31 protein-coding genes are annotated in these 26,645 nt (G+C 65.5%); 17 read left to right on the top strand and 14 right to left on the bottom strand.

Annotation, left to right across the window (positions count from 1 at the left end):
• The first annotated feature begins 84 nt into the window (after positions 1-84).
• Genes QOJ24_RS27220 through QOJ24_RS27210 form a run of 3 tightly spaced genes read left to right on the top strand, consistent with a single transcriptional unit; the run spans position 85 to position 4,927 of the window.
• Positions 85-450 carry an STAS domain-containing protein gene (locus QOJ24_RS27220; RefSeq protein ID WP_526266747.1) on the top strand — a complete coding sequence of 122 codons (366 nt, stop codon included), beginning with the start codon at positions 85-87 and terminating at the stop codon, positions 448-450.
• Complete coding sequence (locus tag QOJ24_RS27215) at positions 447-4,610, top strand: SpoIIE family protein phosphatase (RefSeq protein ID WP_526266745.1); 4,164 nt, start codon at positions 447-449, stop codon at positions 4,608-4,610. The genes QOJ24_RS27220 and QOJ24_RS27215 overlap by 4 nt, the downstream gene beginning before the upstream one ends.
• Positions 4,610-4,927, top strand: coding sequence for an STAS domain-containing protein (locus tag QOJ24_RS27210; protein WP_526266743.1), 318 nt, complete (start codon positions 4,610-4,612; stop codon positions 4,925-4,927). Before QOJ24_RS27215 ends, QOJ24_RS27210 begins: the two co-directional genes overlap by 1 nt.
• Here QOJ24_RS27210 and QOJ24_RS27205 read toward each other — a convergent pair.
• Genes QOJ24_RS27205 through QOJ24_RS27195 form a run of 3 tightly spaced genes read right to left on the bottom strand, consistent with a single transcriptional unit; the run spans position 4,924 to position 6,973 of the window.
• The gene (locus tag QOJ24_RS27205; RefSeq protein ID WP_526266742.1) at positions 4,924-5,421 is read right to left on the bottom strand and encodes a DUF302 domain-containing protein; all 498 of its coding nucleotides are present in this window, start codon (positions 5,419-5,421) and stop codon (positions 4,924-4,926) included. The two genes, QOJ24_RS27210 and QOJ24_RS27205, sit on opposite strands and share 4 nt — an antisense overlap.
• Positions 5,422-5,456: 35 nt before the next feature.
• Positions 5,457-6,215 (bottom strand): SDR family oxidoreductase, encoded by a 759-nt coding sequence (locus QOJ24_RS27200; RefSeq protein WP_526266740.1) that lies wholly within the window; start codon positions 6,213-6,215, stop codon positions 5,457-5,459.
• 2 nt (positions 6,216-6,217) lie between these two features.
• Complete coding sequence (locus QOJ24_RS27195; protein WP_526266739.1) at positions 6,218-6,973, bottom strand: TVP38/TMEM64 family protein; 756 nt, start codon at positions 6,971-6,973, stop codon at positions 6,218-6,220.
• Positions 6,974-7,015: 42 nt separating this feature from the next.
• Between QOJ24_RS27195 and QOJ24_RS27190 the strand changes: the two genes are divergently transcribed.
• Both QOJ24_RS27190 and QOJ24_RS27185 read left to right on the top strand, forming a co-directional pair.
• Positions 7,016-7,894 (top strand): SDR family NAD(P)-dependent oxidoreductase, encoded by an 879-nt coding sequence (locus QOJ24_RS27190; protein ID WP_526266738.1) that lies wholly within the window; start codon positions 7,016-7,018, stop codon positions 7,892-7,894.
• A complete protein-coding gene (locus tag QOJ24_RS27185) occupies positions 7,891-9,429 on the top strand; it encodes an FAD-binding protein (RefSeq protein WP_526266736.1) in 1,539 nt (512 codons plus the stop codon). Before QOJ24_RS27190 ends, QOJ24_RS27185 begins: the two co-directional genes overlap by 4 nt.
• Here QOJ24_RS27185 and QOJ24_RS27180 read toward each other — a convergent pair.
• Positions 9,389-9,646, bottom strand: a complete 258-nt coding sequence (locus QOJ24_RS27180; protein ID WP_526266735.1) for an aromatic-ring hydroxylase C-terminal domain-containing protein — start codon at positions 9,644-9,646, stop codon at positions 9,389-9,391. The two genes, QOJ24_RS27185 and QOJ24_RS27180, sit on opposite strands and share 41 nt — an antisense overlap.
• 88 nt (positions 9,647-9,734) lie before the next feature.
• Here QOJ24_RS27180 and QOJ24_RS27175 point away from each other — a divergent pair, with 88 nt between their 5' ends.
• Positions 9,735-10,016 (top strand): hypothetical protein, encoded by a 282-nt coding sequence (locus QOJ24_RS27175; RefSeq protein WP_526266734.1) that lies wholly within the window; start codon positions 9,735-9,737, stop codon positions 10,014-10,016.
• A gap of 101 nt (positions 10,017-10,117) precedes the next feature.
• Positions 10,118-10,966 carry a methyltransferase domain-containing protein gene (locus QOJ24_RS27170; protein WP_526266733.1) on the top strand — a complete coding sequence of 283 codons (849 nt, stop codon included), beginning with the start codon at positions 10,118-10,120 and terminating at the stop codon, positions 10,964-10,966.
• Here the strand turns inward: QOJ24_RS27170 and QOJ24_RS27165 are convergent.
• Positions 10,876-11,379 carry a nitroreductase family deazaflavin-dependent oxidoreductase gene (locus QOJ24_RS27165; protein ID WP_526266731.1) on the bottom strand — a complete coding sequence of 168 codons (504 nt, stop codon included), beginning with the start codon at positions 11,377-11,379 and terminating at the stop codon, positions 10,876-10,878. The genes QOJ24_RS27170 and QOJ24_RS27165 overlap by 91 nt on opposite strands.
• 15 nt (positions 11,380-11,394) lie before the next feature.
• On the opposite strand from QOJ24_RS27165, the gene QOJ24_RS27160 reads away from it, so the two are divergent.
• Positions 11,395-11,826 carry a VOC family protein gene (locus tag QOJ24_RS27160; RefSeq protein ID WP_526266729.1) on the top strand — a complete coding sequence of 144 codons (432 nt, stop codon included), beginning with the start codon at positions 11,395-11,397 and terminating at the stop codon, positions 11,824-11,826.
• Between the two features lie 27 nt (positions 11,827-11,853).
• Here the strand turns inward: QOJ24_RS27160 and QOJ24_RS27155 are convergent, their stop codons facing one another.
• Positions 11,854-13,440 (bottom strand): PTS transporter subunit EIIC, encoded by a 1,587-nt coding sequence (locus QOJ24_RS27155; RefSeq protein WP_526266728.1) that lies wholly within the window; start codon positions 13,438-13,440, stop codon positions 11,854-11,856.
• A 114-nt stretch (positions 13,441-13,554) separates the two neighbouring features.
• On the opposite strand from QOJ24_RS27155, the gene QOJ24_RS27150 reads away from it, so the two are divergent.
• The 4 genes from QOJ24_RS27150 to QOJ24_RS27135 are packed head-to-tail and all read left to right on the top strand — an operon-like array spanning position 13,555 to position 16,580.
• Entirely contained in the window at positions 13,555-14,025 is a 471-nt protein-coding gene (locus QOJ24_RS27150) for a PTS sugar transporter subunit IIA (RefSeq protein ID WP_526266727.1), read from the top strand.
• A complete protein-coding gene (nagB, locus tag QOJ24_RS27145) occupies positions 14,026-14,811 on the top strand; it encodes a glucosamine-6-phosphate deaminase (protein WP_526266725.1) in 786 nt (261 codons plus the stop codon).
• 9 nt (positions 14,812-14,820) lie between these two features.
• Positions 14,821-15,951, top strand: coding sequence for an N-acetylglucosamine-6-phosphate deacetylase (gene nagA / locus QOJ24_RS27140; protein ID WP_526266724.1), 1,131 nt, complete (start codon positions 14,821-14,823; stop codon positions 15,949-15,951).
• Positions 15,939-16,580: a DUF998 domain-containing protein gene (locus QOJ24_RS27135; RefSeq protein WP_526266722.1), complete on the top strand. Its 642-nt coding sequence runs from the start codon at positions 15,939-15,941 to the stop codon at positions 16,578-16,580. The genes nagA and QOJ24_RS27135 overlap by 13 nt, the downstream gene beginning before the upstream one ends.
• On the opposite strand, the gene QOJ24_RS27130 is transcribed toward QOJ24_RS27135, so the two are convergent.
• The gene (locus tag QOJ24_RS27130) at positions 16,552-17,469 is read right to left on the bottom strand and encodes a LysR family transcriptional regulator (RefSeq protein WP_526266721.1); all 918 of its coding nucleotides are present in this window, start codon (positions 17,467-17,469) and stop codon (positions 16,552-16,554) included. The genes QOJ24_RS27135 and QOJ24_RS27130 overlap by 29 nt on opposite strands.
• A 91-nt stretch (positions 17,470-17,560) precedes the next feature.
• Here QOJ24_RS27130 and QOJ24_RS27125 point away from each other — a divergent pair, with 91 nt between their 5' ends.
• From QOJ24_RS27125 to QOJ24_RS27105, 5 genes are read left to right on the top strand one after another with little or no spacing between them, the layout of a single operon-like run.
• A complete protein-coding gene (locus tag QOJ24_RS27125) occupies positions 17,561-18,835 on the top strand; it encodes an aromatic ring-hydroxylating oxygenase subunit alpha (RefSeq protein WP_526266719.1) in 1,275 nt (424 codons plus the stop codon).
• A complete protein-coding gene (locus QOJ24_RS27120) occupies positions 18,832-19,155 on the top strand; it encodes a hypothetical protein (protein ID WP_526266717.1) in 324 nt (107 codons plus the stop codon). The genes QOJ24_RS27125 and QOJ24_RS27120 overlap by 4 nt, the downstream gene beginning before the upstream one ends.
• Positions 19,156-19,159: 4 nt before the next feature.
• Positions 19,160-19,990, top strand: coding sequence for a TauD/TfdA dioxygenase family protein (locus QOJ24_RS27115; RefSeq protein ID WP_526266716.1), 831 nt, complete (start codon positions 19,160-19,162; stop codon positions 19,988-19,990).
• Positions 19,987-20,844 (top strand): TIGR03619 family F420-dependent LLM class oxidoreductase, encoded by an 858-nt coding sequence (locus QOJ24_RS27110; protein ID WP_526266715.1) that lies wholly within the window; start codon positions 19,987-19,989, stop codon positions 20,842-20,844. The genes QOJ24_RS27115 and QOJ24_RS27110 overlap by 4 nt, the downstream gene beginning before the upstream one ends.
• A 9-nt stretch (positions 20,845-20,853) precedes the next feature.
• Complete coding sequence (locus QOJ24_RS27105; RefSeq protein WP_526266713.1) at positions 20,854-21,093, top strand: hypothetical protein; 240 nt, start codon at positions 20,854-20,856, stop codon at positions 21,091-21,093.
• A gap of 33 nt (positions 21,094-21,126) precedes the next feature.
• Here the strand turns inward: QOJ24_RS27105 and QOJ24_RS27100 are convergent, their stop codons facing one another.
• Genes QOJ24_RS27100 through QOJ24_RS27070 form a run of 7 tightly spaced genes read right to left on the bottom strand, consistent with a single transcriptional unit; the run spans position 21,127 to position 26,644 of the window.
• A complete protein-coding gene (locus tag QOJ24_RS27100) occupies positions 21,127-21,729 on the bottom strand; it encodes a TetR/AcrR family transcriptional regulator (protein WP_526266712.1) in 603 nt (200 codons plus the stop codon).
• Positions 21,730-21,739: 10 nt separating this feature from the next.
• On the bottom strand, positions 21,740-22,897 hold the full coding sequence (locus QOJ24_RS27095) for a thiolase family protein (RefSeq protein WP_526266761.1): 1,158 nt from the start codon (positions 22,895-22,897) through the stop codon (positions 21,740-21,742).
• Between the two features lie 2 nt (positions 22,898-22,899).
• Positions 22,900-23,346: a MaoC family dehydratase gene (locus QOJ24_RS27090; protein WP_526266710.1), complete on the bottom strand. Its 447-nt coding sequence runs from the start codon at positions 23,344-23,346 to the stop codon at positions 22,900-22,902.
• On the bottom strand, positions 23,343-24,455 hold the full coding sequence (locus tag QOJ24_RS27085; protein ID WP_526266709.1) for an acyl-CoA dehydrogenase family protein: 1,113 nt from the start codon (positions 24,453-24,455) through the stop codon (positions 23,343-23,345). Before QOJ24_RS27085 ends, QOJ24_RS27090 begins: the two co-directional genes overlap by 4 nt.
• Before the next feature lie 9 nt (positions 24,456-24,464).
• Complete coding sequence (locus QOJ24_RS27080; protein WP_526266708.1) at positions 24,465-24,875, bottom strand: Zn-ribbon domain-containing OB-fold protein; 411 nt, start codon at positions 24,873-24,875, stop codon at positions 24,465-24,467.
• A 3-nt stretch (positions 24,876-24,878) separates the two neighbouring features.
• Entirely contained in the window at positions 24,879-25,448 is a 570-nt protein-coding gene (locus QOJ24_RS27075; protein WP_526266707.1) for an FAS1-like dehydratase domain-containing protein, read from the bottom strand.
• Positions 25,445-26,644: an acyl-CoA dehydrogenase family protein gene (locus QOJ24_RS27070; RefSeq protein WP_526266705.1), complete on the bottom strand. Its 1,200-nt coding sequence runs from the start codon at positions 26,642-26,644 to the stop codon at positions 25,445-25,447. Before QOJ24_RS27070 ends, QOJ24_RS27075 begins: the two co-directional genes overlap by 4 nt.
• Between the last annotated feature and the right edge of the window lies 1 nt (position 26,645).

Here is a 26,645-nt window from a genome sequence, read left to right as displayed (position 1 = left end):
TTCTTAGCTCGGTCGAGATAAACCTGCAGGTTTCCACTGGAACGCGCCTTTTGGCTTAATGTGAATCCAGGAGGTGAGCGGCAGGTGCCGTTGTTGGAAGTCAAGCAGGATGTTCGCGACGTGGCCGTCATCGTCTCCGCGGGCGGCGAGATCGACTCCGGCACAGTCGACACCCTCGTCACCCATCTCGACGCCGCGCTGGAAGCCGCGTCGGACCATCCGAGCCGGGTGCTCGTACTCGAACTCGGAGAGGTGACCTACTTCGGAAGCGCGGGGCTGAACGCCGTCCTCGGTTGCTTTGAGCGAGGTCGCTCGGACGGCGTGTCCGTGCGTGTGGTGGCGAGCAACGCCGAAGTGATCATGCCGATCTCGGTCACCAAGCTCGACAACCTTCTGCGGCCCTACCAGACCGTGACAGACGCGCTCCGCAGCTCCGACGGGGCGCGATGATCGAAGACGCTGACCGCGGTCTACCCACCGCGGTGTTCGGCGCTGACGCCGATGTCGGTCGTGACCTCGCCCAAGTGGACTGGGCGGCCACACCGCTCGGACCGCCGGCGGGCTGGCCGCAGAGCCTTCAGACCGCGGTGAGCATTCTGCTGTCCTCTCGATTCCCGATGTGGATGGCATGGGGCCCGGAGCTGACGTTCTTCTGCAATGCGGCATACCGCCGTGACACGCTCGGCCGCAAATACCCGTGGGCGCTGGGGCGTCCGGCCAACGAGGTGTGGTCGGAGATCTGGGATGACATCGCTCCGCGAATCGACCGGGTGCTGTCGACGGAACAAGCGACGTGGGATGAGGGCCTGCTGCTTTTTCTGGAGCGCTCCGGGTACCCCGAGGAGACCTATCACACGTTCTCCTACAGTCCTCTGCGCGACGACGGGGGACAGGTCGTCGGCATGCTGTGCGTGGTCAGCGAGGACACGCACCAGATCATCGGTGAGCGACGGATGGCGACGCTGCGACATCTGGGGTCAGATCCCAGCGTGATCCGCACCGAGGAAGAAAGCTTGACGTTTGCCCACCGCCAACTCGGCCAGAACCTGCGCGATCTTCCCTTCGCATTGACCTATCTCTTCGATGACACCGGAGACGCCCGCCTGGCGGGGATGAGCGGAATCGCCGCGGGCCACCCGGCTGCCCCTGCGGTATTGCCCGCTGACGGTGGCGCCGTCTGGCCGGTGCAGGCGGCCGCGAGCGGCGAGTCGGTGCTGCTCGAACTCGACGGTGCTGCGTTTACGGATCTGCCGACCGGGGACTGGCCCGAACCACCGATGAAGGCGCTCGTGGTGCCGCTGATGGAGCAGGGCGGCACATCCCGTGGGTTCCTGGTCGCTGCGCTGAACAGGTATCGCCCGGTGAACGAGAAGAACACCGGCTTCGTCAGACTGGCCGCGGCGCACATCGCAGCCGGGCTTGGCAGCGCTAGGAGCTACCGGGCCCAACAAAGGCGTGCCGAAGAACTCTCCGAACTCGACCGCGCCAAGACCGCGTTCTTCTCCAACATCAGCCACGAGTTTCGCACCCCGCTGACGTTGATTCTCGACCCCGTTGCCGAGCTGCGCGGCCGGGCCGACGCCTTCGACGCTGAAATGCGCGAGGACCTGGACATCGTCTGGCGCAACGGATTACGCCTCAGCAAGCTGGTGAACACGCTGCTGGATTTCTCACGCATCGAGGCCGGACGTGCGCGGGCCCGCTACGAGCCGGTGGACCTAGCGGCGGTAACGGCCGAGCTGGCCAGCGTCTTCCGGTCTGCTGTTGATCGCGCCGGACTGGAATTCACCGTCGACTGCCCACCGCTGAACGAACTCGTCTACGTCGATCGCGACATGTGGGAGAAGGTGGTCCTCAACCTGCTGTCGAATGCGCTGAAGTTCACCTTCGACGGATCGATCTCGGTTCGAGTGGGCCGTGAAGGCAGCGATGCGGTCGTCACCATCTCCGACACCGGGATCGGTGTGGCCGCCGAGGAGATGCCCCGGCTCTTCGAGCGGTTCCACCGCATCGAGTCGGTCCGCGCGCGCTCCAACGAGGGCAGCGGAATCGGACTGGCCTTGGTGCAGGAATTGGTGAGCCTGCACGGCGGAACAATCACAGCAGAGAGCGTGGAGGGTGCCGGGACCACGTTCTCGGTCCGGTTGCCGTTCGGCTCGGCACACCTTGCCGCAGACGCGGTGGCTTCGACCGGCGGGACCCGCGCGGCTTCGGAAGTGGCGGAGCCGTTTGTGCAGGAGGCGTTGCGCTGGATTCCCGGCGACGACGAAATCGTTCCGACCGAGATCGCCGAGTCCGCGCTGACCTCCGACAACGCGAAACTGCCGACGCCCGGAGGCGACGCACCCGCGTGCGTTCTCGTCGCAGACGACAACACCGACATGCGTCGATACCTGGCTCGTCTGCTGCGCGGCGCCGGCTACAGCGTCGAGTCGGTGACCGATGGTCAACAGGCCCTCGAGTCGATTCGCGCCTTCGTGCCCGACCTGGTGGTCAGCGACGTGATGATGCCCCGGTTGGACGGACTGGAGTTGGTGGCGGCGCTGCGAGCCGATCCGCGCACCGCCGCTGTGCCCGTGGTGCTGTTGTCGGCCCGCGCCGGACAGGAGGCATCGATAGAGGGGCTGCAGGCCGGCGCCGACGACTATCTCGTCAAACCGTTCGCGGCCGCCGAACTCTTGGCCCGGGTCCGGGCCAACATCGAGTTGGCCAGGCTGCGCAATCACCATGCCCGCTGGCGCACGGCCCTTGTCGACTCGCTGCAGGAAGCGTTCTTCATCTGCAACGAGCAGGGTGCGATCATCGAGATCAACGCCTCGTTCACCGACATCATGGGCTACGGCCCGGAGGGCCTGCCCTACGAACCGGTTTTCCCGTGGTGGCCGTCCGCCGACACCGATCCCGAATCTCGTCGGCAGGTGAAGGAGGCCTTCGCCGAACTGCTGGACGAAGCACACGGCAGCTTCACCATTCCGGTGAATCACCGTGACGGCCATCGCCTGTGGGTGACCGTGACGTTCAATCGAGCCGAGGATCCCGAGACCGGCCACCGGGTCACGGTAGGCACATTCCGCGATGTCACCGCCGAGCACTACACGGTGCAGCGCGAGAGTGCGCTTGCCTCACTCAACCAACAGCTCTCGCAGGCCGACACGCTCGACGACGCTGTCCGAGCGGCGGCCGCTGAATTTTGCGGGCTGTGGCAAGCGCGCCGCGTCCTGGCCGCCACCTGGGTGAGCGAGATCTCCGATCTCGTTGCACCCCAGATCATCTGGGTGGGTGAGCCGGCCAGCTGGGCCGACCTGCCGCCGGACACCAAGCAGATGATCAGGACGATGGGGGAAGGCGCGCTGCTGATCCCCGACACCACGCGGCCGGGCACCGCGGCGATCGCATTGCAGCACCCGCGGGGTGTGCTGGTGGTGCACATCGAGCTTGTCGAGCGGCGGCCGTTCACCGCAGAGGACAAGACGCTTCTTACGGTGCTTGGCGGGCGGCTGGAACAGGGTCTGCAGCGGGTCCATCAACTCGACCAGCAACGGGAAACGGCCTTGGCGTTGCAGAACGCGATCCTCGGGCCGGCCCAGCTGCCGAGCGGATTCGCGGTGCGCTACCAGCCCGCCACTCGTCCGCTTCAGATCGGCGGTGACTGGTACGACATCGTGGATCTGGATGACGGGCGAATCGCGTTGATCGTCGGCGACTGCGTCGGCCACGGCCTGGCCGCGGCGACCATCATGGGTCAATTGCGAAGCGCTTGTCGCGCATTGCTTTTGGAGAAGCCAAATCCGGGTGCCGCGCTGACTGCGCTGGACCACTTCGCCGCCCGGCTTCCCGGTGCGCGCTGCACCACGGCCTTCTGCGCGGTGCTGAATCCAGACACCGGCGAGCTGGTGTACTCCAGCGCCGGGCATCCGCCACCGATCATGGTGCACGGCGACGGCACCACACGCCTGCTCGACGGCGCCCGCGCCACACCGCTCGGGCTGTCCTTCGACCCGTCTCGGCCCGAACACCGCGAGACACTGCCGCCTCGGTCGACCTTGCTGCTGTACACCGACGGCCTGGTGGAACGCCGTCGGGAAGCCCTCGACGCCGGTATCGCGCGCGCCGCGGATCTCGTGCAGGAGAAGCGCGACACCGGCCTCGACGATCTGGCAAGGGAGGTCATGTCGCGGCTGGCGCCCAGCGGCGGCTATCAAGACGATGTCGCGCTCCTGCTCTATCGCCAACCCGTCCCGCTCGACGTCGAATTCCCCGCCGAGGCAAGCTACCTCGCCGATACCCGCGCCGCTCTGAAGGACTGGCTCGGCCGGGCCGGCGTGGACGAAGATCAGACGCTGGCGGTGTTGATCGCGGCGGGCGAAGCCCTTGCCAATGCCATTGAGCACGGCCACCGGCATCTCACCGAAGGCACCATCAGCCTGCGCGCGACGGCACTTGCCGACCGGCTGCAGGTGACGGTGATCGATGCCGGGTCGTGGAAGCAGCCGGTCAAGGCTGCGCATCGGGGACGCGGCATTTCTCTGATGCGTGCTCTGATGCAGGACGTGACGATCAAGCCCCTCGCCAGCGGCACGACGGTGCAGATGCACGCAAGGATCGCGTGATGGCCACGCGGTTGACCATCACCGCCGACCGGCGCGAGGACGGCGCGTCGGTGGTGATCGCCGCCGGCGAGATCGACCTGACCAATATCGACGCGTTCGCCGCGGCCCTCGACGAGGCGTGCGGGCAGCGTGATAGCGCGACTGTGACCGTCGACCTCAGCGGCGTGGAATACCTGGACAGTGGCGGCATCAATGTGCTGTTCGCGCACGCCAACGACATTCACCTGATGGCCAATCCGCTCCTGATTCCGGTGCTGAAGATCAGTGGCCTCACCGACGTGGCCTCGGTGGAGTCCGCGGGCCCGCAGGGAGACTAGGCGGAGGTCACTTTCGCCGCGAGCGCCGCGAGCTTCGCGTCCAGCGCTACGGCGGCCGCGCGCAGCGGCTCGTTCTCCTCCACCACCATCAGCGACGACGGCACGACATACGTCAGGGAGCTTCGGTCGGGTTGCTCCTCGGCGATCAGGAGTTCGACAGGCGCGAACAGGCCTGCGGTCACATCGTGGCGCAGCATCGTGATCGCGATCAGCGGGTTTCCGATCACCACCCGCAGCAGATTCCGTTCGATGCCCGCCTTCTTGATCCACGCGCCGTGATCTAGCGTGGCGAACAACATGAATCCGCTTGAGCCGACGTGCGATTGCACTTCTCGCTCATAGGCTTCCCAGGTGGCGAACCGCCCCGCGAAGTCGTCGATCGGCACCGGCTTGTCGCCGACATCGTCGAGCAGGGCCGCGACGACATCGTCGAAACTCTTCGCACTGTCGTATCGCATACGCACGCCGTGGAACGGAATCTCGGTGCCGGTCATCGGCCCAGTCTATGCCTGAGTGTAGGGAACTAAACTCAGGTTGTTGATCTGATGCGCGGCGACAACTGGACTATTTCGGGCACCACACTCGGATTCGCATGGGCGGTGATGACCAGCGACACCAGCGTGTTGGCGACGTCGGACAACGTGGACATCTGCGCGGGCAGCTGGCCGTGTTCCACCCACGACCGGAAGAGCAGCGACAAAAGGTCCCGGTCCGCGCCCCGCAGAATCTCGGTATCTGCGGTCGGACCGATCCCGACGCGCAGAATGGACAGTTCCGGGTGCTCACTGCGCCACGAGTGCAGGATTTCGTCCAGCGCGGCCTTGCTTGCGCTGTAGGCGGAGACGCCTGCGCGGGGTCGGCCGACATCGTGACTCGACGCGATCAGCACCACGCCGTTCTCCGAAAGGTGGGGAAGCGCGGCCCGCAGCACGTTGTTGGCGCCGACCGCGTTGACCGAGAAGGCATGGACCCAGGTGGTGACGTCGGTGTCCTCGATCTGCGCGAAGGGCACCACCGTGCTGGTGAACACCACGGCGTCGAGGCCGCCCAGCGTCGCGGCGGCATCGCCGACGACCTTGTTGATCGCTTGCGGGTCCTCGACGTCCAGTTCGAATGCGGTGCCGCCGACAGTGTCAGCCAGCTTGGTCAGCAGATCCATCCGCCGCGCTGCCACCGCCACCTTCGCGCCGAGCTCGGCGGCGCTTTCGGCGACCGCGTGGCCGATACCTGAGGAGGCGCCGACCACGAGGAGGCGCAGTCCGGAGGCGTCCGTCGGTTGATCAGCCATTGTCACTGCCCTTCGGTCTCGGGTGTTAGGCCATCCTTCGTTGGTGGGACAGTACCCGGTGCATCGGCCGCGTCCCGATGACGCCCACGCCAATGCCGGTAGCCGCGATGGGTGGCGAACGCCCCGGCGACCGCCGTCACACACCAGATGGCGATGGCCACATAGGCCAGTGGCGATGACAGGTCCCCGATCGAGGCACCCAGCGCGGTGTAGACGAACGCCCGCGGCACCGATCCGATGAACGCGCCGGCGGCCATCTGCCACAGCGGTACGCCGAACGCTCCGAACGCATATGAAGCGAGCGCGTCCGAGACGCCGGGGATGAATCGTTGGCCGACGACCGCCCACAGTCCGCGCCGCTTAATCAGCTGATCCAGCCGGTCGGCGCGGTGGGGCCCAAGGAGCTCTCGTGCGCTGTACCGGCCGGCCCGTCTGCCGATCAGGCCGGTGATGATGGCGGTGCCAACTGTTGCACCCACTGTGACGAACAATCCGAGTACGGGCCCGAACAACACACCGCTGCCCGCAGCCAGAAGCGGTCCGGGCACGAAGATTGAGCCGAGCGCCGCCGACACCACGACATACGTCAGCGGCGCGGCGGGACCGGTGGCCGCCACCGTGCGCCGCACGTCGTCCACGTCGACCAACCGCGCGACCGCCACCAGATAAAACAGTCCGAGCAGGAACGCCGCGAAGACAGCGAGCCGCAGGATGTGCCGTCGTCGGGAGGTGGCGGGGATGCCGTCGTCATCGGTCATGCTGAACGCGATTCTTCCGCACGCCGCGTAGGGTCCGGCGCTATGACCGGTGACGACCAGGTGAGACTGTCCGGCACGCCGGACGGTGTCCCACGCATCAATGACTGGAATCGGTTGCTCGACGGCAAGGTGGCCGTTGTCACCGGTGGAGGCGACGGCATCGGCGCGGGGATCGTCCGCCTTTTCGCCCAGCACGGCGCTGCGGTCGAGGTGGCAGAAATCGATCGGGAGCGCGCCGACCGGATCCGCGAGGAGGTGACGGACGCGGGCGGACGCATCAGGACTCACGTTGTCGACGTCACCCTCGACGACGATGTCGCCAAGCTGGCCGATGCAGTTCTCACCGAACACGGGCGGGTCGACGTGCTGGTGAACAATGTCGGTGACTACCGACCGCTGTTGCCCTTCTGCGAGTCCACGCCGGAGTCGTGGCAGCAGATGTACGACATCAACTTGCGACACGTCTTCCTCGTCACGAAGGCGTTTGTGTCGTCGATGATCGATGCGGGCCGCGGCAGCATCGTCACCGTGCATTCGGTCGAGGGCATGCGCGGCTATCCCAAGGACCCCGTGTACGGCGCGATGAAGGCGGCCGCGGCGCATTTCACCACGTGCCTGGCCGTGGACCTTGGACGACACGGTATCCGCGCCAACGGCATCGGCACCGACCTCGCGCAGACACCACAGGTCGACTACCTGACCGGGTACGAGGATGTCGACGACCTCTGGGCGTCCTGGGCTCCCGCCGGACGCGTGGGCTGGCCCGAGGACCAGGCGCGGGTCGCGCTGTTCCTGGCTTCCGATCAGTCCGCATTCGTCACCGGGCATAACATCCCTGCCGACGGCGGCACGAAAGCCGCTGGCGGCTGGCTGTTCTCGCCGCGTGAGGATCGCTTCGTCAACCGGTCGAGGAACCTGTGAACGCGCCCGATGAGACGGTCGACGTACTCGTCGCCGGATCCGGAGGCGGCATCGCGGGCGCCTATACCGCTGCGCGCGAAGGACTCTCGGTCGCCCTCGTCGAGGCGACCGATCAGTTCGGTGGGACATTCGCCTACTCCGGCGGGGGCGGAATGTGGTACCCGTGCAATCCCGTGCTCGTCCGCGCGGGAGTCGACGACACCATCGAGGAGGCGTTGCGGTACTACCGCAGCGTCGTCGGGGACCGCACTCCAGCCGAATTGCAGGAGACCTACGTTCGCGGCGGTGCGGCGCTGATCGAATACCTCGAGAGCGACGAGCACTTCGGGTTCAAGGTCCTGCCGTGGCCCGATTACTACAGCTCGGCGGTCGGTGCCCGCAACGACGGGATGCGGCACATCGTCTCGAAGGCGGTGCCCGACAACCGCCTCGGCCGCTTCCAGGGGCTGGTTCGTGGACCGCTGGACCATGAACGCCTCGGGGCGCCGCGGCCCGATCTGCTCACCGGCGGCCGGGCTGTGATCGGCCGCTTCCTCTGGGCGATGGCCGACAATCCAGCGGTCGCAGCGCATTTGAATACAAGCCTTGTCGAGTTGATCGTCGACGATGGCCGCGTCGCCGGTGCCGTGGTCGAGACCGCTGGCGCGAGAAGGGTGATCCGGACGCGACGAGGGGTGCTGCTCGCCGCAGGTGGGTTCGAGCAGAACGACACCATGCGGGCCGAATTCGGTGTGCCGGGAACGGCATTGGACACCATGGGCTCGCCGGGCAACGTCGGCCTCGCGCACCGCGCGGCGATCGCCGTCGGCGCGAGCACCGACCTGATGGACCAGGCGTGGTGGTCGCCGGGCTTGGTCCACCCCGACGGCCGGGCCGCCTTCGCGCTGTGTTTCACGGGTGGGATATTCGTCGACGCGGCCGGACGCCGGTTCGTCAACGAGTCCGCCGCCTACGACAGAGCGGGCCGCGAGATCATTCGGGCTATGCGCGAGGGCCTTGTCGGGCCGCGCTACTGGATGGTCTACGACAGCCGGGGCGGAGAGCAGCCGCCGGTGATGGCGACCAACGTGTCGTTCTCGCCGACGGCTGAATATGTGTCCGCAGGGCTGTGGCGGGAAGCGGACTCGCTGGCCGAACTGGCGCGCCAGATAGGTGTCCCGTCAGACACTCTCGTCAACACGGTGCGCCGATTCAATGAACTGACCGCGCGTGACGATGACGAGGACTTCGGCCGGGGCCGAGAGTCGTTCGACAGGGCGTTCACCGGCGGTGCGTCTCCGCTCGTGCCGATCGACACCCCGCCCTTTCGCGCTGCGGCGTTCGGGATATCGGATCTTGGCACCAAGGGCGGGCTGCGTACCGATACGGATGCGCGTGTCCTCGACGGCGACGATCGGCCCATTTCGGGCCTCTACGCGGCTGGGAACACGATGGCCGCCGTGTCGGGCACGACGTACCCAGGTGGCGGTAACCCGATCGGTGCGTCATTGTTGTTCAGCTACCGCGCGGCGATGCACATGGCGGTCGACGGCTGAGGCCGGTCCACCGGCTCAGCACACTGTTCATCGCGCCGCTGTCCGAAGAGGCGCCGGCCCAGGCGATGTAGCCATCGGGTCGGGCGAGAACGGCGGGCCCGGCGTCGGTGATGCACTGTTTCGGCAGTAAGGACGGGTTGTTCGGGGCAGTGTCGCGCCTGGAATCCTCACCTCCGGACCTGTCCGGTGTCGCGCCGGAGGATGTCGCCGAGGTCATGCTGCCCCTCTTGACCTGAGGACTCGATGTGACGCCCCTGCACCGGGCCTGGCGGGCGGGTGAGGATCAGACCATGAGCCTTTGGACGATGACACGTACAGCCACGGCGGCCACCTGCCTGGCATTTGCAGCAATCCCGGGCACGATCATCGTGATCCACCAACCCGGAGTCGCCAACGCAGACGTCTGCGCCAGCGTGGGCCGCCGGGTATCGGTGAGTGGGTGCGCCAATGTCGCCGACGCGGTGGCACCTTATGTTCCGCCCCCGGCGTACTACGCTCCGATGCCTTACGACCCGCCGCCGCCACCGAACGTCACGGGTTGTGTCAGCTACAACGGCCGGTGGGTCAATGCCGGCGGGTGCAACTAGCAGCAAGCTCGCAGTAGCAGTGATGGCCGACGACCTCGCTTCGGGATTCCAGAGCGTCGATGCCGCTTCGGATTTCGTGGGCCCACAGCGAAGCTAGGGGAATGTTCGCCAACTGCCTGACACTGATCGACTCACTCCCGTTCTTCGCCGAGTGCAAACGCGAAAGCTATGACCTGCTGGCGGCGGGACCGGGCAGCAGGCTTCTCGAGGTCGGATGCGGGCTCGGGGACGACGCCGCGACGCTGGCGAAGCGCGTCGCGCCGGGTGGATCGGTGGTCGCCGTCGACGGCAGTCAAGCGATGGTCGATGCGGCACGTCAGCGCCACGGCGATATCGCAGGACTGTCTTTCGAGAACGCCGATGCGACTCAGTTACCTTACGAGGACGCGACTTTCGACGGCTGTAGGATAGACCGGGTTCTGCAGCACATCGCTGATCCCGCGGCAGCGATCCGCGAGATGGTCCGGGTGCTTCGTCCCGGTGGCGTGCTGGTCGCGTTCGACAACGACTGGGAGACACTGACGATCAACTCCATGGATCGGGCGCTGACACGCGCGATTCTCCACACGTGGTGCGATCGCATTCCGTCGGGTTGGATCGGCCGCCGGCTGGTGCCGCTGTTCCTCGACGCCGGGCTCGACGGCATCGTGACGCATCCGAAGACTCTCGTCTCGAGCGACCTCGGCGTCGCCGACCGTGTCTTCAGTTTCTTCGCGACGGCCGAGGGCCTGGTTCACGCCGGGACCATCAGCCGTGCCGACGCCGACCGCTGGATGGGTGAGTTGCGAGCCGCCGACACCGACGGCCGGTTCTTCACGTCCTACACCGGCTTCCTGGTGGCGGGAAATCGTCCCGTCCACTATGACTGCAGGTCGGACATTCCGAACACGTCTATGGTTTTGACGGGCGTCATCATGATCACCGGGATGTGCCGCGCGGTCGACCTCTGATAGGTGATGTACGGCGGGTAGACGCCGGCCATGAAGTCCCAGACCTTATGCCGCTCAACGTCTTCAGGCTCACGCCAGGTCGCTCGGAAGGCCTGGGTGGCGATCTGGACGTCGACGTGTTCGTCGGCGCGAAGGTTCAGGTACCAGTCCGGATGCCGGTCGGCCCCGCCCTTCGAGGCGACGATGACGATTTCTCCGCCGATGTCGCCGTAGATCAGCGGAACGATGCGTGTCGTCCCGGATTTGCGTCCCCGCACCTTGATCAGGCAGTGCGTCGTGAAATTGTGGCCGCCGACGTCGGACAGATCCTCGACGTGGCCCTTTGTGCCACCCGATTGCAGATATATGTCTCGGTGTTTGATCATCCAGTCGCGGCGCTCTTGCCGGATTGCGGCCGATGAGTCGTTGGTCATGGCACCATCTTGCACGTGACCGAGGGACCGGCCCCAGCGATTACTGGGATCCATCATTTCTCCGTAACCGTCCGCGACATCGAATCCAGCGCTGCCTGGTATCAGCGGGTGTTTCGCGCGCAGCGCGTGCCGATGACGTTCCCTCATTACGAACGGGAGGACACCGGCTACGGCGTGTTGCTCCTCGAGCCACGCTCGGGTTTGGCGATCGGACTGCACACCAACACCGGCAACAACGGTGTGCCGTTCGACGAGGCTCAGACCGGGCTGGACCACGTGGGCTTCAACGTCTCCGGTCGCGACGAGCTGGAGGCGTGGAGCCGGTGGCTCGACGAGCTGGCCATCGAGCACTCCGGCATCCGGACCGGAAACGAGCCGTTTCCTTTTGCGACAGTGGTGTTCCGCGATCCGGATAATATCCAGCTGGAGCTCTTCGCGGTTCTCTGACCTCTGCTCAGGCCTTGGCCAAGCGTTCTAGAGAATGTCGTTGATGTCGTTCTTCAGCGCCTCTGCGTCGGTGCCGAAGACCGCCTGAACGCTGTTGCCGACCTCGATGACGCCTGCGGCGCCCAGGCTCTTCAGCCGCGGCTGGTCGACTTGGCCCTTGTCGTTCACCTCGACGCGAAGCCGCGTGATGCAGGCATCGACGTTCACCAGGTTGTCCCGCCCGCCGAATGCCGAGATCACCTGCTCGGCCTTGCTGTCGGCGGCGACGGGCGCGGTCATGGTGGCGGTGGCCGTGCCGGATCCGGCGGCCGTCACCGTCGTCGCGAAGGCATCACCCTCGCCGAGGTTGGCTTCCTCCTCCGCCTGGAACTCATCTTCCGGCTCCCGACCCGGAGTCCGCATGTTCCACCTCGTGATCGCGAACCGGAACAGGAAGTAGTAGACGAAGAAGAACACGACGCCCATGCCGATGAGCAACCAGATGTTCTTGGCCGCCGGTGCGCCGCCCCACAGGATGAGGTCGATCAGCCCGGCGGAGAACGAGAATCCCAGGTGGATGTCGAGCAGGTAGGCGATTGCCAGGGACAGACCCGTCAGCAGCGCGTGGATCACGTACAGCGGGAACGCGACGAACATGAATGCGAATTCCAGCGGCTCGGTGATGCCGGTCAGGAACGCCGTCAACGCCGCCGCCGACAGGATGCCGACCGCGACCGTCCGTTGCTTCTTGTTGGCCACGTGGATCATCGCCAGCGCCGCAGCGGGCAGGCCGAACATCAGGATCGGGTAGAACCCGGACGTCAGAAGGCCGGCGGATGTGTCGCCCGCGTAGAACCGGGTGAGTTCCCCGGTGACAACCTTTCCGCCCTCCGGGGGTTGGTAGTCGCCGTAGAGGAACCAGATATAGGAGTTCGGGATGTGGTGCAGCCCGAGCGGGATCAGCATCCGGTTCGCGAACCCGTAGACGAACGCCCCAAGCGCACCCGACCCGCCGATGAACTTGCCGAGGCCGGTCAGACCGGCATCGAAGATCGGATAGAAGTAGCTCATCGCGAACCCGAGGAACAGGCACGCCACCGACACCACAATCGGGACGAACCGCCTGCCTCCGAAGAATCCGAGGTACGACGGCAGCTGAATGGTGTGATATCGGTCGAACAGCCACGCGGTGAGCAGGCCGACGAAGATTCCGGCGAGCACGCTGTAGTTGATCAGCGCCTGGTCGCCGTTCTTGTCGACCTCGCCGGCGAGCACGATCGGCGACATGGTCTTGAAGACCGCCTGCACCACCAGGTAGCCCACCACGGCCGCGAGCGCGGTAGAACCGTCGGCCTTCCTGGCGAATCCGATCGCGACGCCCACGGCGAAAAGCAGCGGAAGATTGTCGAAGATCGCGCCGCCTGCCGCGCTCATTGCCTGGAAGAAAGGCCCGATTACCGGTGCCTTGATCTTGCCCAACAGGTCGTCCTGACCCAGCCGTAGCAGGATGCCCGCCGCGGGCAACACCGCAATCGGCAGCATCAGGCTCTTACCGAGCCGCTGCAACTGCCCGAACCCCGGAATCCGCAACCCCGACTTTTGCTGGATCGCTTCAGGTTTCGCCGCGTCGCTCATCGTCGGTCACCCTCTCTGCCGCAAACGTCACTGCCGTCGAAGCGCCAGCGGTAGCTTAGACGAGAACCCGCGAAGTTGAGACCGTGTTGCACCCACACTCGTATTGTTTGGTGGGTGAGCAAGACAGTGGTCCTGACGCCCGTGGCGGGGCGCGCAGTTCGGCTCGAGGACGTACCCGACCCGGTGTTCTCCCAGGGCATGGTGGGCTACGGGGCAGCGGTCGACCCGCCGCGCGAGTTGGTCGAGGCTCTCGCTCCGGTCAGCGGCAAGCTCCTGAAACTGATGCCGCACGCGTACATCGTCATGACCCCGGACAACGTCGGCGTTCTGGTCCACCTCGGTCTGGATACCGTCGCGCTGAAGGGCGAGGGCTTCACCACGCACGCCACCCAGGGCGACGACGTCTCTGCGGGCCAGCTGATCATCACCTACGACGTCCCGGCCATCGAAGCCAAGGGGCTCAATCCGATTGTCCCCGTTGTCGTCATGGACGAGCGGGAACCCGGCAATATCGCCCCGGTCGACACCGTTGCGCAGAGGGCCGATATCGCTTCCGGCGCAGAACTTTTCACGGCGACGACGTAGATGGAAGTAATCGTTCTGGCTGACGCTAAGGAGATTGGCGGCGCCGCAGCGGACGCCATCGCGTCCCTTCTGAACCGGAAGCCGGCCGCGGTCCTCGGGCTGGCCACCGGCTCGTCGCCGTTGGCGATCTACGACGAACTCGCCGACCGGTGCGACGCGGGCGCGATCTCGTTCCGGCAGGCACGCGGGTTCACCCTCGACGAGTATGTCGGCCTGCCCGCAGACCATCCCGAGCGGTATCGGACCGTCATCGAGAAGGTATTCGTGTCGCGCGTGGACTTCGCCCCCGGAGCCGTCGAGGGACCCGACGGCCTTGCCTCCGACATCCCAGCCGCGTGCGCGTCGTACGAGAAGGCGATCGAGGCGGCGGGCGGTGTCGATCTGCAGATCCTCGGCATCGGCACCGACGGGCACATCGGCTTCAACGAGCCGGGCTCATCGCTGGCTTCGCGCACCCGGATCAAGACGCTGACCCGGCAGACCCGGATCGACAACGCCCGTTTCTTCGACGGTGACATCGACGCCGTGCCCACCCACTGCCTGACGCAGGGTCTGGCGACGATCATGGCCGCCCGACACGTGATCCTGGTGGCCACCGGCCGGAACAAGGCCGAAGCCGTGCACCATCTCGTCGAGGGCGCGGTGAGCGCCCTATGGCCCGCGACCATCCTGCAGCACCACCCGCATGTCACGGTGCTGCTCGACGACGCGGCCGCCCGTCGGCTCCAGCTGGTGGACTACTACCGCGAGACCTACCGCTCGAAGCCGAATTGGCAGGGCATCTGAGTCGCCGTCATGCTGATGACCGCCGACACCCTGCTGACCGGCCGAGAACTGGTGCGCCCCGGGTGGATTGAGGTTTCCGAAGGCACTGTATCCGCATTGGGCACAGGCCGTGTACGCGGCGCGGACCGCGAACTCGGCGCGGTGGCGGTGGTGCCGGGCTTCGTCGACACCCATCTGCATGGCGGGGGAGGGGCGAACTTCTCGTCTGCCGAACGCGGCGAGACGGCCACGGCTGCCGCGTTTCACCGCAGGCACGGCACCACCACACTCGTCGCCTCGCTGGTCACCGCAGGCCCCGAAGATCTTCTGCGCCAGGTCGCCGCGTTGGCGCGAGACGTTCGCGCCGGTTTTATCGACGGCATCCACCTGGAAGGGCCCTGGCTTTCCACGCAGCGGTGCGGCGCGCACCAGCCGTCCCTGATGCGGGACCCCGACCCGGCCGAGATCGACCGTGTTCTCGAAGCGGGCGGCGGCACCATCCGCATGGTCACCATCGCACCGGAACGCGACGGCGCCATTGCGGCGATACGACAGATCGTCGACGCTGGGGTGGCTGCCGCGATCGGCCACACCGAGGCCACGTATGAGCAGACGCGGGCCGCGATCGATGCGGGCGCGACGGTCGGCACACACCTGTTCAACGCGATGCGCCCGATCAACGCCCGTGAGCCGGGTCCGGTCATCGCGTTGATCGAAGACCCAAGGGTGACAGTCGAAGTGATCTCCGACGGCGTCCACGTCGATCCGGCCCTCTATCGACATATTGCCCGCAGCGTCGGAGTAGACCGGGTGTCGTTGGTGACCGACTCGATGGCGGCGGCGGGCATGTCCGACGGTCGGTACTGGCTTGGGCCGCTGGCCGTTGATGTCGTCGGCGGGGTGGCGCGGGTCGCCGATACGCAGACCATCGCGGGCAGCACCGCAACGATGGACCACCAATTCCGATTCGCTGTGCACAATGGCGGACTCCCACGCGACGACGCGGTGATGGCCGCCGTTAGTCAGTCTTCGATCAATCCGGCACGGGCGCTTGGTTTTCCACCCGCAGAGCTGAAGCCGGGGGCCAGCGCCGATCTTGTGGTGCTCGACACCGAATTTGCCGTGCACAGCGTGATGCGAAAGGGATCGTGGGTCAGCTAGGCGCGCGTGCGGCCGCAGTGCTCTGGCTGGTCGGCGCAGCTGTCTACCTGATCTGTGAGGCGCTCGCCGCCGCGCGATTGCCCGGATACAGCTACACCGCCGACTACATCAGCGATCTCGGCGTCTCCGCCGTCATGAACGTCGGCGCGTTCGCAACCCACGGTGTGCTTTTCCTCGCGGGGGCAGTCGTCCTGACGCGCACCTGCTCGACGGGGGGATGGGCAGGTCGGGCTTTTCTCCTTGCGGCGGCGGCGAACGCGGTGGGAAACATCGTGGTCGCCACATTCCGTAGCGGTGCGGTGGACTCGAGCGGCCACGCCCATTGGCACGTAGTCGGCGCCGGGATGGCGATCGTCGGCGGAAACGTCGCGGCGATCATCGCCGGGTTCGGCAGTCGCCGCCTCGGTGCATCACGCCGCTATCGGCTGGTGAGTGTCGTCATCGGCGTCGTCGGGCTGGCATGCCTTGTCGCGCTGATCATCGACGGCGCGAACGGATCTCGGCTTCTGCCCGTCGGCCTGGTGGAACGCGGTGCGGTGTACTCGATCATTGCGTGGGAGATCATGACGGGCCTGACGATCCTCCGAAATCGCAGGGGAACTATGCGCGGGCGGTGTTCTCGACGATGATTTCGCGTGCCGCGTCGTAGAACGCGCTGATGAGGGTGGAGTACGACAGCTCGAAGGGGTAGATCATGTGCACCTCGAGCGGTTCCAGATTCCAGTCGGGCAGCACCGAAACCAGGCTGCCGTCGCGCAGTTCGGCTGTGCAGATGATCTGGGTGGGCATGGCGCCGATGCCCAGACCCTGCAGGATGTACTGCTTGCACACCTGAAAGTTGTTGGCACGAGCGCGGACCATTGGCGTCAGCTCGTGGTGCCGCTTGTTCTTCGAGATCGTCAGCCTGCGTGGGCCTGCAAAGCCGAAGTCGATGAAGGGCAGCGTGTTCAGCTGCGTCGGAACGGTGAGCGGCTCGTCCAGGTTCTGCACGAAGTCCGGTGACGCGCATAGAAAAAGCTGCAAATCGAAGACCTTGCGGGCGATGAGCGTCGAATCCTGCAGCGGCCCGGTGCCGAAAACCACGTCGAATCCATCCTTGATCGGGTCGACGATGGTGTCGACCAGCCGGATGTCGAGGCGGGAGTTGGGATGGCGCTGCAAGAAGGTCGCGCCGACCCTGGACGCGTAGTCGATGCCGACGAAGACCGGTATCGCGACCTTCAGCTCACCCTGTGGCTCTTGTCTGGCGCCCTCGACAAGCGCCCGAACGCCGTTGGCCTCGGTCGAAATGTTCGCGGCGTGCGCGTAGATCTGCTCACCGAGGTCGGTCACGGTCAGCTGGTGTGTGTTCTTGCGCAGCAGCTTGATGCCGAGGTCGGATTCCAGCTTCGTCAGCTTTCGGCTGACCGTCGACTTGGGCATGCCGAGCAACGCGGCCGCCTTGGAGAGGCTGCGGTTCTCCACCACCTTGCCGAACACCAGCAGGGCGTCCACGTCGAAGGGCAGGTTCTGTTCCATGGTGTGTTCCAAATATGCAACAGGGTGTTGAGGTTCTGCATCTGTTTCGAGCAATTCACCAGCTGTTACGTTCGGCCGGGAGGTGGGCCTTATGAGTCACAAGAGTTTGGTGACCAAACCGGCTAGCGGACACTGGACCGACGCCTATCCGGAACTCGGCCGCGGCCCGGTCTCGCTCGAGGACTGCGTTTCCGAGGATTTCTACGAAAAAGAGCGCGAACACGTCTTCAAGAAGACCTGGCTCTACATGGGGCGGGTGGAGCGTGTTCCGAGGTCCGGCAGCTATTTCACTCGCGAGCTGAGGTTCCTCAACACCTCGATCATCATCGTGCGGGGCAAGGACGGCGTGATCCGCGCTCTTCACAACATCTGCCCGCACCGCGGCAACAAGATGCTCTGGGAGGACGATCCGTTCGAGGAGGTGCAGGGCCGCGCGCCCCTGCTGTACTGCCGCTTCCACGGCTGGCGCTACAAGCTGGACGGTTCACTGCATTCCGCGACCCGCAAGGATCTGCTGCTCGACTTCGACGCCGAGAGCTGCCGGGTGCCTGCCATCCACTGCGAGGTCTGGGAAGGGTTCATCTTCGTCAACCTGAACCCGCACAACACCGAGCCGGTGCGGTCGTTCCTCGGCGAGTTGGCGCAGGACATCGAGGGTTATCCGTTCGACGGGCCGCACCAGGTATATCGATTCAAGGCCGAACTGCAGTGCAACTGGAAGATCTTCTTGGACGGCTTCGCGGAGAGCTACCACGGGCCCTACCTGCACGCCTCGTCGTTCGGCGCGCTGACCGCGGAGGCCAGGGAGGCGTTCGACCAACCCAACCCGTTCACCGATGCACTGGCATATCAGCTCAACGGCCCGCATCGGATGTTCTCGTTCTCCGGTGAGCCGTCGCAGAAGACGCCCTACTCCAAGCCCATCGAGTGCGTCTTCGAGGCCAGCGCGGCCGGGCCGTGGAACAAGCGGATCGAGAAGGGGCCGATGCCGCCGGGAATCAATCCCACGCGGTCGGAGAAGTACGGCTTCGACTCATATCAGTTCTTCCCCAACTTCGTGCTGATCTTCGGCGCCTCCGGTTTCACCGTGCACACGCACTGGCCAACCGGACCGCACTCGCACATCTTCGAAACAGAGGCGTATTACCAGCCGCCCACCACCCATAAGGAGCGATTGGGCCAGGAGCTGACGATGACTTTCCTCAACGACATCATCCTCGAGGACGCCAGCCCTTCGGAGGGATTGCAAGCGATGCTGAACAGCGGTGCCCTGACGCATTTCACGATGAACGACGAAGAGATCCTGCTCCGCCATCTCCACAAGACGGTGGCCGACTACGTCCAGGCCGGGGAGGCAGGACGGTGAGTGCCACTCTGCCGCCCGAGTTCTCGCAACTTGACCACCTCGTTGCGGAGTGGGCCATCGAGGACGGTCATGAGCGCTATGTGAAGCGCGTCAACAGTTCCATGGAGGAGATCAAGGGGTTCTACGACGAGGTGTTTCCTTTCGCCGAGGAGGCCGTCGACTACATCGACAAGTTCGACTACTCCGAAACCCTTCCCGACGACGTCGCGAACCTACGAAACCTGCTGTACTCGCTGATCACCGTCTCGCTTGCGGTCGAGCTGTGGAAGCAGCCGCGCGTAAAGCATTCGGCCAGCACGATTCTCACGAGGGTGAGTTGACATCATGGGACTGACCTCTGCACAGCTGGACGTCCTCGATCTCGAGCCGAGGATCGGCAGTGAGATCAGAACCGATCTCGACACCTTGCTCAGCGGCCGGGAGGCCGCCAGCATCCGGTCGACGTTGGAACAGCGCGGCGTCGTCTTCTTCCGTGGTCTGGAAATCGGCGACGAGCAACAGGTCGCGATCGCGGAGACGCTCGGCGCGATACCCGCGAACGAGGGGCAGGGCGGCATCTACAAGATCTCCCTCGACAAGAATGTCAACCAGCGGGCCGAATACCTGAAGGGCTCGATGTTCTGGCACTTCGACGGCTCACTGCAGCCCTATCCGAACCTCGCGACGCTGTTGCGGGCCGTCGAGCTTTCCGACACCGGCGGCGAAACCGAATTCTGCAACACCTACGCCGCCTACGACGACCTGCCGCAAGCCGACAAGGGCTACATCGCCGAACTGCGTGTCGTGCACAGCGCGGAGCGGTCGCAGTACTACGTCCGACCCGAGATGAGCTATGACGAGATCACGTTCTGGCAGAAATCACCGACGAAGGCGTGCCCGATGGTGTGGACGCACCGATCGGGGCGAAAGTCGTTGCTGCTCGGCGCCACAGCGGACTATGTGATCGGGCTACCGGTCGAGGAAAGTCGCGCGTTGCTCGCCCGCCTCCGCGATTGGGCCACCCAGCCGCAGTACGTCTATCGCCACCATTGGCAGCCCGGCGACCTGCTGATCTGGGACAACACCGGCACCATGCACCGGGTGCTGGAATATCCCGCCGACAGCGGCCGCCTGATGCACCGCACCATCCTTGCCGGCGAAGAGCCCCTGAATTGAAACTCGCTATCGCCACCCCGGTCGTCACGAACGTCGCCGGGGCGCCGCTGACCTGGGAGCGGGACGCATCGATCGAGGAAGTCGGACGCGTCGCCCAGACTGCGGATCATCTTGGCTACCACCATCTCACGTGCAGCGAGCACATCGGGATCCCCGCCACCGAGGCGGGCAGACGAGGTTCGCGCTACTGGGACCCGCTCGCCACGTTCGGCTACATCTCGGCGCGAACCGAACAGATCCGGATGGCGACCATGACGCTGGTGCTCGGGTATCACCATCCGCTCGCGATCGTGAAGCGGTACGGCACACTCGATCACGTCAGTGGTGGCCGGGTCGTCCTTGGCGTCGGGGTGGGCACGCTCAGGGAGGAGTTCGACCTCCTCGGCGCACCGTTCGACGACCGCGGCGATCGCGCCGACGATGCGTTGCGGGCACTGCGCGCGGGACTGTCGAGCAACGAGCCGGTGTATGCCGGGAAGTACTACTCGTTCGGCGGCCTCACCGTCGACCCGTGTGCTCTGCAGGACCGCATGCCGATCTGGATCGGCGGCCGGACACGGCGATCTCTGCGCCGCGCGCTCACCCTCGCCGACGGGTGGTGCCCGTTCGGCATTCCTCTCGACACTGCGGCAGAGTGGCTGGGCGCGCGGGAGATTCCGGCCGGATTCGAAGTGGTGCTGCCCGCCGACCAACCGCTCGATCCGGTGGGTGAGCCTTCAGCGACGGTGGACACGTTGGCGGCGATGGAGGCCGCAGGGACGACGATCGTGTCTGCGCGGTTCGTCCACCACTCGCTGGAGCATTACCTCGAGCAGGTCCACGCGCTGGCCGAACTGCATCGCCCAGGCGGTTAGCGTGGATGTATGCGGTTACGCACAGCGGTGGCCCTCACGGCCATCGTGATAGCACTCAAGGTGGTGCTGATCGGTGTGGTGGCTCGCGGTCGCTGCGAGCTCATCGGCCGCTGCGGTGACGGCACCGCCTGGTACGTCGGTTCTGGTATCGCCGCAGCGATACTTCTGGCCCTACTCGTCGTCGCCATCACCGATGTGCGTTCTTTCGCTGCCGAGCAGACGCAAAAGCACCCTCAGCCAGGCGTTTAGGGGTACTTTTGCGTCTGCTCGGCGGAAGAACTGTCAGCGCGTGCGGGCCGGCCGGTCCGGGCCGAACCCCCGCACGACATGCGCGCGCACGAAGTCGGCGACGACGCGGGCGTCGTCCATATCCAACGACGCCGACGGCGTGCTGAACAGTGAGAACAACATCCGCGCATACCACTCGCCTGCGGCAATCGCGTCCAGATCCTTTCGAACCTCGCCGGTGAGCCTCGCCGCGACGAGATAGGGGGCAAGAAAATCCGTGCACTCACGTAACAGCACGGCGGCGTTCTTGGTGAGCAGCAGGCTCACCTCGTCCTCGTCGAAGTAGTCTTCCGGCTCGATGACCCGTCGGGCCCTCGTCACGAACACTGCCGCGAGAACCAATTGGTCCTCCAGCGTCTCGCCTTTGCGCATCGCAGAGGCCATCTCACGGTAGAACTTCTGCGAAGCGCCCTCGGCGCAGGCCTCGACGATCTGTGCCTTGTCACGGAAGTACTCGTACACCGTGCTGCGCGAGACGTCTGCGGCCCGTGCGATGTCGACGACAGTCGTCTTGTCCAAGCCGTGCCGCCGGAAGCAGTCGAACGCGGACTCGATGATGAGCTCGCGCGTATCGGTCGTGGTCGATGCCGAAGTCATGGCGGTGTCGTCAGTCCGTCGCGAGGATCAAAGCGCTTGTCGGCACGCCAGTTCCGGACGTGACCAGCACATGCTCGACGTTCTCGACCTGGTTGTAGGAGGTGCCTCGCACCTGCCGAACCCCTTCGGTGATTCCGTTCATGCCGTGGATGTACGCCTCGCCGAGCAGACCGCCGTTGGTGTTGATCGGCAATTCGCCGCCGAGGGAGAGCCTTTCGATCGTCGCGAAGTCCTTGGCCTCGCCGCGGCCGCAGAAGCCCAGTTCCTCCAACTGTGCAAACACGAACGGGGTGAAGTGGTCATAGAGGAACGCGGTTTGAATATCGGTGGGCGTCAGGCCCGAGTCGCGCCAGAGCTTTTCGGCGACCACACCCATTTCAGGCAGACCCGTGATGTCGTCGCGGTAGTAGCTCGTCATCATCTCGCCCTCGGCGGCGGCACCCTGGACCGCGGCGGTGATGACGGCCGGGGGCTGGGGGAGATCTCGCGCGCGCTCGGTGCTGGTGACGACGATGGCGACGCCGCCGTCGCTCTCCTGGCAGCAGTCGAGCAGGCGCAACACGGGTTCGATCACCCACCGCGACTTCTGATGGGCCTCGAGCGTGATCGGACGCTCGTAGAACCAGGCGTCGGGATTGCGGGCCGCGTGCGCGCGGTCGACGACGGAGATCCTGCCGAAATCCTCGTTGGTGACGCCGTAGGTCGACATGTACCGCTGCGCGTGCAGCGCCACCCATGCCGCAGGCGTCAACAGTCCGAATGGTGCGTAATTCGCCATGAACAGCGGGGTTTCGCCGGTCGGCCGCGCGCCGGACCCGCCGAACCGAAACCCGGACCGCTCGTTGAATGCGCGGTAGCACACCACGGCGTCGGCCGTGCCCGTCGCCACCGCCATCGCCGCCTGCACCACCGTGCCTGCCGCGGCCCCGCCGCCGTGATGCACGCGGCTGAAGAACGTCAGGTCGCCGATGCCGACGTTCCGAGCGATCTCGATCTCGTCGCTCGAATCCATGGTGAAGGTGACCATGCCGTCGATGTCGCTCGGCCTCAGCCCGGCGTCGTCGATCGCGGCTTTCACCGCCTCGCAGGCGAGTTGGAGCTCACTGCGGCCGGACTCCTTGGAGAATTCGGTCTGGCCGATGCCCGCGATGGCGGTCATTCCCGACATGCTCATTGCTCGAGTAGGCTGATGGTCGCCGTCCCCGAAACATGGTCGCCAAGGCTGTTGCTGCCCGCGAACTCGACGTCGATTAGCCCCTCGCCGTCGGCGGCCTCGGTGGTGCCGGTGACGGTGCCGGTGAATCGCAGGGGATCGTTGGGGAAGGCGGGTACACCCAGCCGGATCGCCAGCCGCTTCACCATCGCCTCCGGGCCGGCCCAGTCGGTCAGGAACCGCACGCACAGCCCGTTGGTGGTGAGGATGTTCATGAACATGTTCGGCGAGCCCTGCTTCTTCGCGAATTCCGGATCATGATGCACCGGCATGAAGTCGCGCGACGCGATGGCTCCGGCGACGATGACCGTTGCCGTCACGGGTATCTCGAGCGGCGTCACCTCGTCGCCGGCCTTGATGTCGCGCCAGGCCAGCGTGGTGGTGCGGAACGACGTGGTGCTCACAGGTGTCCTCCTACATATGTGGCGCCGAGGCGCGCCAGTTGCGCCGATGCCGAGCCCAGAGCCAACTCGTTGTGCTTGGCCCACAGGAAGTAGCGGAACAGGGGATAGGTGGTGTCGATGCCGATGCCCCCATGCACCTGCTGGGCCGTCGCCGCGACGCGCGCACCCGCCTCGGCCGCCCAGAATTTCGCGATAGCGGCCTGCCGCCCCGGCGGCCCACCCTGTTCGAGCAGCCAGGCGGCCTGCCACATGGTCCACCGGATGGCCTCGACGTCGATGAAGGCGTCGGCCATCCGTTGTTGGACGGCCTGGAAGCTGCCGATCGGCCTGCCGAACTGTTCGCGTTCGGTGGTGTAGGACGCGGCCAGCCGGAGCGCACGCTCGGTCACCCCCAATTGGATAGCGCACAACCCGACAAGCGCACGCGCATAAAGCGATTCGAGTATCTCTTGGCCGTCACCGGCAAGCCGACCCGTTGCGCGCGCTCCCTCCAGGGTGACATCGGCGTGCGGTTCGCCGTTGGTCGTCGCAGCTGGCGCAATCTCGACACCGTCGGAGTCGGCTTCGACGAGGAAGACGCCGACGTCGCCGTCGTCGAGCGAGGCCGGGATGATGACGGCGCGGGCCAGCTGCGCCGCGGGTACCAGTTCTTTCGCACCGTCGAGACGCCAGCCGTCGCCGTCGCGCCGGGCCGTCGTCGCCGGACGTGTCGGGTCGGAACGACCGGGCTCCGCCAATCCCGCTGTCAGTAGGCATGAGCCGTCGATGACGGCGGGAAGGTACCGCTCATGCTGCGCGTCATCGCCGTAGCGGGCGACGGTGTCGGCGCCGAGAAGCAGGGTGGCGTAGGCGGGCACTGGCGCCACGCTCCAACCCACCTCGGTGAGAAGCAATGCCAACTCGACGAAGCCGCGGCCACTGCCGCCCACGTTCTCGGGCAGCGAGATTCCCAGTAGGTCGGCTTCCGCCAGTTCACGCCACAGCCCGGCGTCGTGGCGCACGTCGCCGCCCTCGAGCTCGGTGAGGTGTTCGGGGGTGGCGCGGTGCTCCAAGAGCTGACGGGCGACCTTGCCAATCGTCTCCTGGTCTTCGGTGAAGGTGAAGTCCATGCCGGCGGTCTATCCAGCCGGCCGGAACTGGTGCAGCACGACGTCTTTGCCGTCAATGGTGTCGAAAGTCTCGTAGAAGACCTCGACGGGCATGCCGACTTCGACGTCGGCAGGGGCGATTTCGCGCAGATTGGACACCAACCGCACTCCTTCGTCGAGCTCGACAAGCACGACGATGTATGGATACTCCATCAGCGGCATGGGCGGGTGTTGCGGCATCACGTAGCTGTACACGGTGCCGCGACCGGTTGATTCTTTTGTGTCCCAGTCGAGCGAGTTACACGTCGGGCACATCGGCCGCGCCGGCTGGCGTAGCTGCTGACACCCCGCGCATCGCTGAATCAGCAGCTTGTTTTCGCGGCACCCGTTCCAGAAGAACTCGCTGTCCGGGCTGATTGTCGGCGCCAGTCTGGTTGCCATCAGTCACTCAGCCGTTCCGGCGGGGGCGCTGTTCGCCTTGAAACGGAACACCCGGAACCGTTGCCTGCCCAGAACGTCGCCCTCCTGGTCGGTATAGGTCGACAACCAGGTGACGAAATATCCGGTGCCCAGCGAGGTCTTCTTCTCGCCGGAGATGCTCTCGAACTCCTGCGTCACGGAGATCTCGTCGCCGAGGCGCGGGTAGCGCTCGATCTCGAACTCGGAGTTGGTGGCCACGATGCCGGTGTAGCCGGCCTCTTCGATGAACGAGGCGGGATTGCGGCCCATTTCGATCGGAACCCCGCCACGCTCGGCGATCCCTTCGATCTTGGGTGCCGGCATCGTCCAGGCTTGCAACATCACCGGCGGAGAGACGATGCCACCGAACCGAGACTTCTCGGCGAACTCCGGGTCGAGATAGACCGGGTTCATATCGGCGAGCGCATGCGCCCAGTGCCGAATCATCGGTTGGTTCACCGGGTCCGGCGCGACAGTCGGTTTACCCGATCCGCCGGTCGGCCGTCCGATGAGTGCATCGAGCTTCTTGCGGAATTCGGTGTCTGTGCCTGTCATTTGGCATCTCCGTTCTGATTTGCGCGCAGGTCGCGCGGCGCGCGTGGCATGAAGAGACCTGCCATCGCGATGATGTCGCGCTGAAGTTCGTTGGCGCCCCCGCCGAAGGTGTTGATGACCGCGATCCGGTAGGCCGACTCCAGAGCGCCGCGCAACGGTGCCTCTTCGCCCTTCCGGATGCCACCCCGATCGAGCACCTCGAGCAGCTCACGCGCGACCTGTTGGGTCAGCTCGGTACCGAAGACCTTCACCGCTGAAGCCTCAGCCATGCCGAGCTCGCCTTTGGTCATCGCGGCGTTCACCCGCAGGTTCATGATCTTGTAGGCGGCGACCTGCGCCTCCACTCGGGCCAGCGCCTGCTGCACCCACGGCTGGTCGATGACGTGGCCGCCGTCGAGTTCGGTGGTCTGCGCCCACGTCAACGTCTTCTCGAACAGCGGCTCCAACGCGCCCATGTTGCCCAGCGCCGCACGTTCGAAGTTCAGCTGCGTGGTGATCAGCCGCCAGCCTTCGTTCACGCCGCCGACGATTGCCGTCGCGGGCACTCGGACGTCGTCGTAGAAGGTGTAGAACGTTGAGACCCCCGGCATGGTGTGCAGCGGCTTCCATGAGAAGCCCGGCGACGACGTCGGCACGATGAAGATCGAGATGCCTTTGTGCTTCTTGACTCCTGCATCGGTGCGTGCCGCCAGCCACACATAGTCCGCGTACGCCGCGCCGCTGGTGAACATCTTCTGGCCGTTGATGACGTAATAGTCGCCGTCGCGCACCGCCGTGGTGCGCAGCGAGGCAAGATCGCTTCCCGCCGACGGTTCGGAGTAGCCGATCGCGAACTCGACGGTGCCGTTCAGTATCGAGGGCAGAAACTCGCGCTTCTGCTCGTCAGTGCCGCACGCTGCGAGCGTCGGCCCGACTGTGTTGAGGGTGACCAGCGGAATGGGGGTGTTCAGCCGCTGTGCCTCTTCGAAGAAGATGAACTGTTCGAGCGCGGTAAACCCCCTTCCGCCATACTCTTTGGGCCAGCCGACCGCAAGCAGGTTGGCGGCGCCGAGCGCTCGAACGCATTCCTTGACGGCGTCGCCGCCTTCCATCCGGCCTGCGACGGCGGCGATGCGGTCGGGTGTCATCACCGCTTCCAGTGAGGACCTGATCTCTTTTCGCAACTGCTTCTGCTCGGGAGTGAAGTCCAAATGCACG

The organism is Mycobacterium sp. (genome assembly GCF_032159775.1).
Taxonomy (GTDB): domain Bacteria; phylum Actinomycetota; class Actinomycetes; order Mycobacteriales; family Mycobacteriaceae; genus Mycobacterium.
Note: the sequence above shows the minus strand (reverse complement) of the source record. Positions and strands in the feature narration are given on the sequence as shown.